The sequence below is a fragment of the Bacillus cereus group sp. BfR-BA-01310 genome, from assembly GCF_022664325.1.
In the GTDB taxonomy this organism is placed as follows: domain Bacteria; phylum Bacillota; class Bacilli; order Bacillales; family Bacillaceae_G; genus Bacillus_A; species Bacillus_A paramycoides.
Genome location: NZ_JAKUHD010000058.1, coordinates 1 through 6307 on the forward strand (window position 1 = coordinate 1; position 6307 = coordinate 6307).

A 6307-nucleotide genomic window follows, 5' to 3' on the forward strand; every position below is an offset into this window, starting at 1 on the left:
CGTTCCCATACCGAACACGGAAGTTAAGCTCTCTAGCGCCGATGGTAGTTGGGACCTTGTCCCTGTGAGAGTAGGACGTCGCCAAGCAACTTTAAGACGAGTCAGAATGACTCGTCTTTTTTGTATTTAATGAAATAAGCTTGTTATCTATGGCTCAAGAAATCCATTGATAACAAGCTTATTTGTTTAAAGATAAGTGTATTTATATAGTATAAATTCTCAGAAAAACTTCTATTTAGTATAGTTTCACATCAATAAGCTCAAAATGTTCGCAAACGAGTAGCATATCTTCAGAAAAACTCAGACCAAGCTCAGTTAGTTCCTTTCTAAAGAACCGAACATGGGTGTCTCTCCAGTAACTATAGGTACGATCGCCTTCACCTTCAGCGATAGCGAATTCTTCGCTTACTTCATTCATTGGTGTTACAGTTACTTCTATTGTCTTAATAATAGCTACAGGTTCATCTTGGCTATTGAGTACAATACTATAATCATCGTTTGTTGGTAGCGGTTCGTTTTCTAATTCATAAAAAATATGACCGGAGCATGTTGCTGTTTTTACACCATCAATTACTAACTGTGCGAGATAATCAGGGGAATCACCGAATTGCCAAGCTGTAACAGATTTCGGCTTTGCATTGTCCCCCCAATAAGTATCCCAATATGCTTGTGCTAATGGATTCATTTGTATCGTTACCTCACTTTAGTTAATATTAATTCTCTTTATAATCCCTGAGCAATCTGCTTATTTGTAATGGCTTTGTACTCATTTAAAATTTGTATCGTTGTGTTGCGAATTAATACAGGTAATACGCTGAATGAATATGGTTTGTAAACCCGTTCTGTCCATTTATGGCCATCTTTCCCGTAGACCCTCATATTAATAGAAGGGATGTTTAATTTCCGAATTGTTTCGTACGGTAATGGATATAGTTGTTCCCATTTAGGAAAGTTTTCCAATAATAGTTTTAACTCTTCGTCAGTTTCGTGAATAGACAAGAATAGTTCATCTATAATACTAGCTTCGCCGCCGGTACCGCTAATACTATTAAAGGAAACTAAATGCTTTGTTAGTAATTCAATTTGCTCTTCTAGTGTTAAAACTTGCAGTTGTTTGTATATAGACATAGGAAAAACTTCCTTAAATCTTATAATTGGAAGTCTTTCGTAGCGAAGATAAGTACAAGTGAAAACACTATAGTACGTTTACATAAATACAAGGAAGTGGTGATGTATAACAAGGACCTGGAACGTTTGTTCTCGTTCGGTATAATGGGTACATTCAATCAATTGAGGTACTTATTTTAAACTTAGTATATGCGTTTAAAGAAGAAATGCTATTACTAGGTTCGGGTTTCAAGTATAGCTTGTAACCTTACATATCTTAATGGATTGTTCAAAGAATATTCGGATTATTAATATGAATTTATTATCACTATGCCATATTAAAAGGAGTAATACTAGAGGTGAAATAGATAAAAAACCGATATTCCAACTTGAATATCGGTTTAATAATATATAACTGATATAAAGCTATAGCAATACGAAAAACGTAAATAAGATAGCTAACAAAATACGATAATATGCAAAAGGTTTTAAACCTATCTTTTCTAAAAGCTTTAGGAATGTTACTACTGCTAACATTGCTACAATAAAAGAAGTAATGAAGCCTACCGCAAACATAGGGATATCATTTACACTTAAATACTTCCAGCTTTTTAATAAGTCTAAGCCTGTAGCTCCAACCATTACAGGAAGAGCAATAAGAAAAGAGAACTCAGATGCAGTTTTATAATTTACTTTCGCTAATAGACCTCCAGAAATAGTAGAACCAGCTCTAGAGAAGCCAGGATATACTGCTAAGCATTGAAATAATCCGATTGTTAATGCTTGACGGTATGTTAAATCATCCAGAGAAAAGGTAGTTGCCTCTGCCTTTTTGACTTCTGCAAAGATCATAAGAATTGCTCCTGCTACAAGTCCAATTACGACAGTATATGGCTGAAATAAATATGTTTTAATAACATCATGTAGTAGTAAACCAGCAATTACTGCTGGAAATACGCCAAGAAATACATGGAATGCGTTGAATTTTTTCTCTTTCCGTAGAAGAGGTTTAATATTACATAAAGAAACAAGGCGTTTATGATATAAAATTGCAATAGCTAAAATTGCCCCTAGCTGAATAACAATTTCAAACGTTTTTGCTCTCTCTCCCTCGAAGTCTAGTAAATGCCCGACTAATATAAGATGGCCAGTAGAGGAGATAGGTAAAAATTCAGCTAACCCTTCTACAATACCAAGTATGAAAGCAATAATAATATCGCTCATAATTTCACTCCTATAAATTAATGGATATCAACCTTTTTAAAATAGAACAGTGTTGCGATAAAACTGAGAATTGTTGTTGCAGCGATGATGAGATAAGAATATTCTGGTGGATAAGTTGGTTGTAATTCATTATTTGCTATATCTAAGGTAGCAGTCCATGGAAACAGGTCTTTATGTTTTGAATTTACGAGCATAAGGTTAGTCATCGTTATAATAATTGTTAATATAATAGGCGGTACATACGTCTTCATTACAAGAGCTAATAGTACAATAGGTGAAGATAAAAGAAAGAGAAGTCCACCACATATTAAAAATTTTAGGAGGGAACCTAAAAGTAAAGCAATGCTAAAACCAGAGAAGTTCCCCAGTAGCCCTAATAATAAAGTAAGTGCCCAAGCGACTAAAGTAAGTATTATAATCCAAAGAAAGAGAATAATGAACTTACTTATAATAAAGTTAATGCGTGACACTGGGATAGTTAGTAAATGTTTTAGTGTATCTTCTGTATATTCACGGGTAAACAGATAAGCAACCACTACGCCATATAAGGGGAATCCCATAACTAAAGTAGTATATAAGTTAACTTCAGTGAATAATTGATGGAACAAAATAGTTGGAGTTGGCTGTTTTGTTTTTATGTGTATATAAGACGCTACTACCACTAAGAAAGGTGCGACACCAGCCCCGATAATACTAATCAAAAACATATTAGAGCGTTTGAGTTTTAATAGTTCTGTATAGAGTAGATTAACCAATTGTTCCACCTCCAACTAGCTTGGTGAAATAATCTTCTAATCTGTCTTCACTCATCATCATTTTTAATACTTCAATATCATTAAGAACAAACGCTCTGTTAATGCGTCCTTGCTGTCCGAAATGAGAGTAAACGCGAATATTTCCTGCGTCATGTACCTCATAATCAAAAATTTGAAAATGATTTTCTAAGAGCATCGCAGCTTTATTGTCATTAGTCACTTGGAATTCTATATACCTACGGTTTGCTTTACGTAGCGTATCAAGAGAAACTTCCTCTAGTAACTTTCCTTCATGAATAATTCCCATACGATCGACTAGTTGTTCCACTTCGGCTAGTATGTGACTAGAAATGAGTATCGTTATGTTTCTTTCTTGAGCTAAAGATTTAATAAGCTTTCGCATTTCTTTAATACCGATTGGATCGAGCCCGTTAGTTGGTTCATCTAGTATGAGTAGTTCGGGATAATGGAGAAGAGCACGTGCAATTCCTAAACGCTGCTTCATTCCTAAAGAATACTTTCCTACTAATTTTTTTGTTTCATGCTGCAAGCCTACAATTTCTAATGCTTCTTCAATTGCATTCTTTTTGTGAACTCCAATTATCTTTGCATTAATTAATAAGTTTTCTCGTGCTGTTAAGTTTTCATAAAACCCTGGAACTTCAACGATAGAACCAATTCTTCTTAAAATGTCTTTTTGATTTTGGAATAAATCCTCCCCAAATATTTCAATATTCCCACTTGTAGGTTTTATAAGGCTGAGCAGCATACGAATGGTCGTTGTTTTACCAGCCCCATTTCGTCCTATGAATCCATAAATCTCTCCTTGTTGTACATTGATGTTAAGATTATCTACTGATTTTTGAGTGCCATATATTTTAGTGAGATTTGTCGTTTTTATAATTGTATTTATAGAAGACACCTACTTTCTATGAGTTCTTAATTACATGATAAAAAGAAGGGTTTAACTGCATATTAATCATTTCTTAACTATTTCTTAAAAGTAGTGTGTTTTGGGATAGAAAAGCCAAAAGTAGTTCTTTCCCAAGGAATACTGTCAACCCATATATGTCCACCGTTTTTCGCAACGAGCGCTTTAGAAATAGAAAGCCCGAGACCGCTACCACCAAAAGAGGAGTTTCTTGATTGTTCGCTTCGGTACATTCGCTCAAATACGTTTTGTAATTCATGTTTTGGAATACCAGGGCCTTTGTCCCAAATAAGAAGTTCATATTCTGAATCGGTTTCTAGTAGTTCGACGCCTACTATTTTCCCATCCTTTCCGTAATAAATGGCATTTTTCATTAAATTACCTATAACCCGCATAAGGCTAAGATGGTCTGCGATGATAGGACAAGTAGATTCTGGTATAAAAACTTGTAGTTCGATATTATGTTTTGATAGATCAGGTAAAAACTCGATTAACACTTCTCTAGTAACTTCAGAAAAATCGAGTTCTTCTTCTTTTAATGGAAATTCATTAGCATCTAGCTTTGCCATATTGAATATTTCATCAACTAGACTTTTTAAGTTGTTTGATTTCTTATAAAGTATTTCAAGATATTCTAGCTTTTCCGTTTGAGAAGCAGCAGCACCATCTTTTAAAGCGTCAATATATCCAATAATAGAAGTGAGTGGTGTTCGGATATCATGCGAGATACTAGACAAAAGTTGTTTTCTCGATTCTTCGGATCTTTTCGCCTCAATCTGAACCTTTTCTAATTCAGCTATTAGTTCGTTTATCGAAAAAACGATAGTATGTAATGAACGGTCGTTATTTGTAAATAATCTTGTTTGCAAATTTCCTTTTAGTGCACGACTTAATTTAGTGACCATCGCTTTGCGATTTTGAATGAATTGTATTCTTGAAAAGAAAAGATATATTGTAATTAAGATAAGGGTAATAAATAAAGGTATTTTTACTTTGGGACCCATGTGTATATTTAAAAGCCCGCAAATGATAAGTTGCAATGAAATAAGAAAGAGAATCTTATCAGTCTTCAAGCTTTTCACCTACAAACTTATAACCAATTCCCCATATAGTTTGAATAAATTTTGGATTGGAAGGGTCGATTTCTATTTTCTTTCTAAGCTTTCTAATATGTACCATAACGGTATTGTCATCTTCTATATAATTATCGTCCCATACATTTCGAAAGAGTTGTGTTTTTGTAAATACTTGTCCTGGGTTTGAAGTGAAGAATTTTAATAGTTCAAGTTCTTTTCCGGTTAAATTGATTTCTTTTTCATTTGTATGAACTGTGTATGTATTTAAATCAATAGTTAGCCCTTTAAAAGCTAAAGTTGTTTTCTCTTGTACATTAGTGTTACTTCCGAGAATTAAAAACCGTCGCATGAGAGCTTTTACTCGTGCAACCACTTCGTGAATACTGAAAGGTTTCGTAATGTAATCATCGGCGCCAATGCTTAAACCTAAAATTTTATCAACTTCGTGATCTTTAGCGGTTAGCATTAATATCGGTACGTTAGTTTTATCTCTAAGTTTTCTACATACTTCGATCCCATCTACTTTCGGCATCATAAGATCTAATATAACGAGGTTATAGTTATTTTGATTAAACAAATGTAAGGCTTCTTCGCCATGAATTGCAGTATCTACCATATATAATTCTCGTTCTAAATATCTTTTTAATAAATCTCGGATTTCTTTGTCGTCGTCTGCTATAAGAATACGTATATCTTTCATATCGTCACCTGTTTCTAATAGAGTTTTATCGATAGTACAACATGATAAACAAAGAGGTACATTAGGGAATACAATAACTCTCTAATTATATACTAGTATTTGTTAAAAAAAGGTTGCTAGTTTCGTTAGGGAAATCATTCATACAAATTAAGTAAGGTGTGACGGCTGAAGCCTTTAATTAAATTGAATATGTTTTGGGAGAATAGAATTAGTAAAGAGAAGGGGAAGATGGTTTCTCGTTAATGAAACCATTGTAGGGGCTTATCTAGCTTAAAGAGTATGAAAATATTCAAATTAAATTTATTTGTAAAAATGTGTTGACGATTAGAGTGTAGAGGTGTAATATAGAACAAGTCGCCGATAGCAATAACACAGAAAGCGACAAACGAAATAAAAAACTTAGTTGACATCAATTAACGAAAGTGTTAACATAAGGAAGTCGCAAATGAGCGGCAAAGTAGTTCTTTGAAAACTGAACGAAACAAACAACGTGAAACGTCAATTTTTATTTTAG

General features: G+C 33.7%; 7 protein-coding genes and 1 rRNA gene. 1 reads left to right on the forward strand and 7 read right to left on the reverse strand.

Features of this window, described 5'->3' with window-relative positions:
* A 5S ribosomal RNA gene (gene rrf, locus MR109_RS29260) occupies window positions 1-87 on the forward strand; the annotation flags it as partial.
* A gap of 148 nt (window positions 88-235) precedes the next feature.
* On the opposite strand, the gene MR109_RS29265 is transcribed toward rrf, so the two are convergent.
* From MR109_RS29265 to MR109_RS29295, 7 genes are all read right to left on the reverse strand, one after another.
* Window positions 236-685, reverse strand: coding sequence for an ASCH domain-containing protein (locus MR109_RS29265; protein WP_242274813.1), 450 nt, complete (start codon window positions 683-685; stop codon window positions 236-238).
* A gap of 38 nt (window positions 686-723) precedes the next feature.
* The gene (locus tag MR109_RS29270) at window positions 724-1128 is read right to left on the reverse strand and encodes a hypothetical protein (protein ID WP_374202596.1); all 405 of its coding nucleotides are present in this window, start codon (window positions 1126-1128) and stop codon (window positions 724-726) included.
* 405 nt (window positions 1129-1533) lie between these two features.
* Window positions 1534-2331, reverse strand: a complete 798-nt coding sequence (gene uppP / locus MR109_RS29275) for an undecaprenyl-diphosphate phosphatase UppP (protein ID WP_002174597.1) — start codon at window positions 2329-2331, stop codon at window positions 1534-1536.
* Window positions 2332-2348: 17 nt separating this feature from the next.
* Complete coding sequence (locus tag MR109_RS29280; RefSeq protein WP_242274814.1) at window positions 2349-3086, reverse strand: ABC transporter permease; 738 nt, start codon at window positions 3084-3086, stop codon at window positions 2349-2351.
* Window positions 3079-4008, reverse strand: coding sequence for an ABC transporter ATP-binding protein (locus tag MR109_RS29285; RefSeq protein ID WP_048376680.1), 930 nt, complete (start codon window positions 4006-4008; stop codon window positions 3079-3081). Before MR109_RS29285 ends, MR109_RS29280 begins: the two co-directional genes overlap by 8 nt.
* Window positions 4009-4076: 68 nt before the next feature.
* Window positions 4077-5090 (reverse strand): sensor histidine kinase, encoded by a 1014-nt coding sequence (locus tag MR109_RS29290; protein WP_242274815.1) that lies wholly within the window; start codon window positions 5088-5090, stop codon window positions 4077-4079.
* Window positions 5080-5793 (reverse strand): response regulator transcription factor, encoded by a 714-nt coding sequence (locus MR109_RS29295; protein WP_048376676.1) that lies wholly within the window; start codon window positions 5791-5793, stop codon window positions 5080-5082. Before MR109_RS29295 ends, MR109_RS29290 begins: the two co-directional genes overlap by 11 nt.
* Between the last annotated feature and the right edge of the window lie 514 nt (window positions 5794-6307).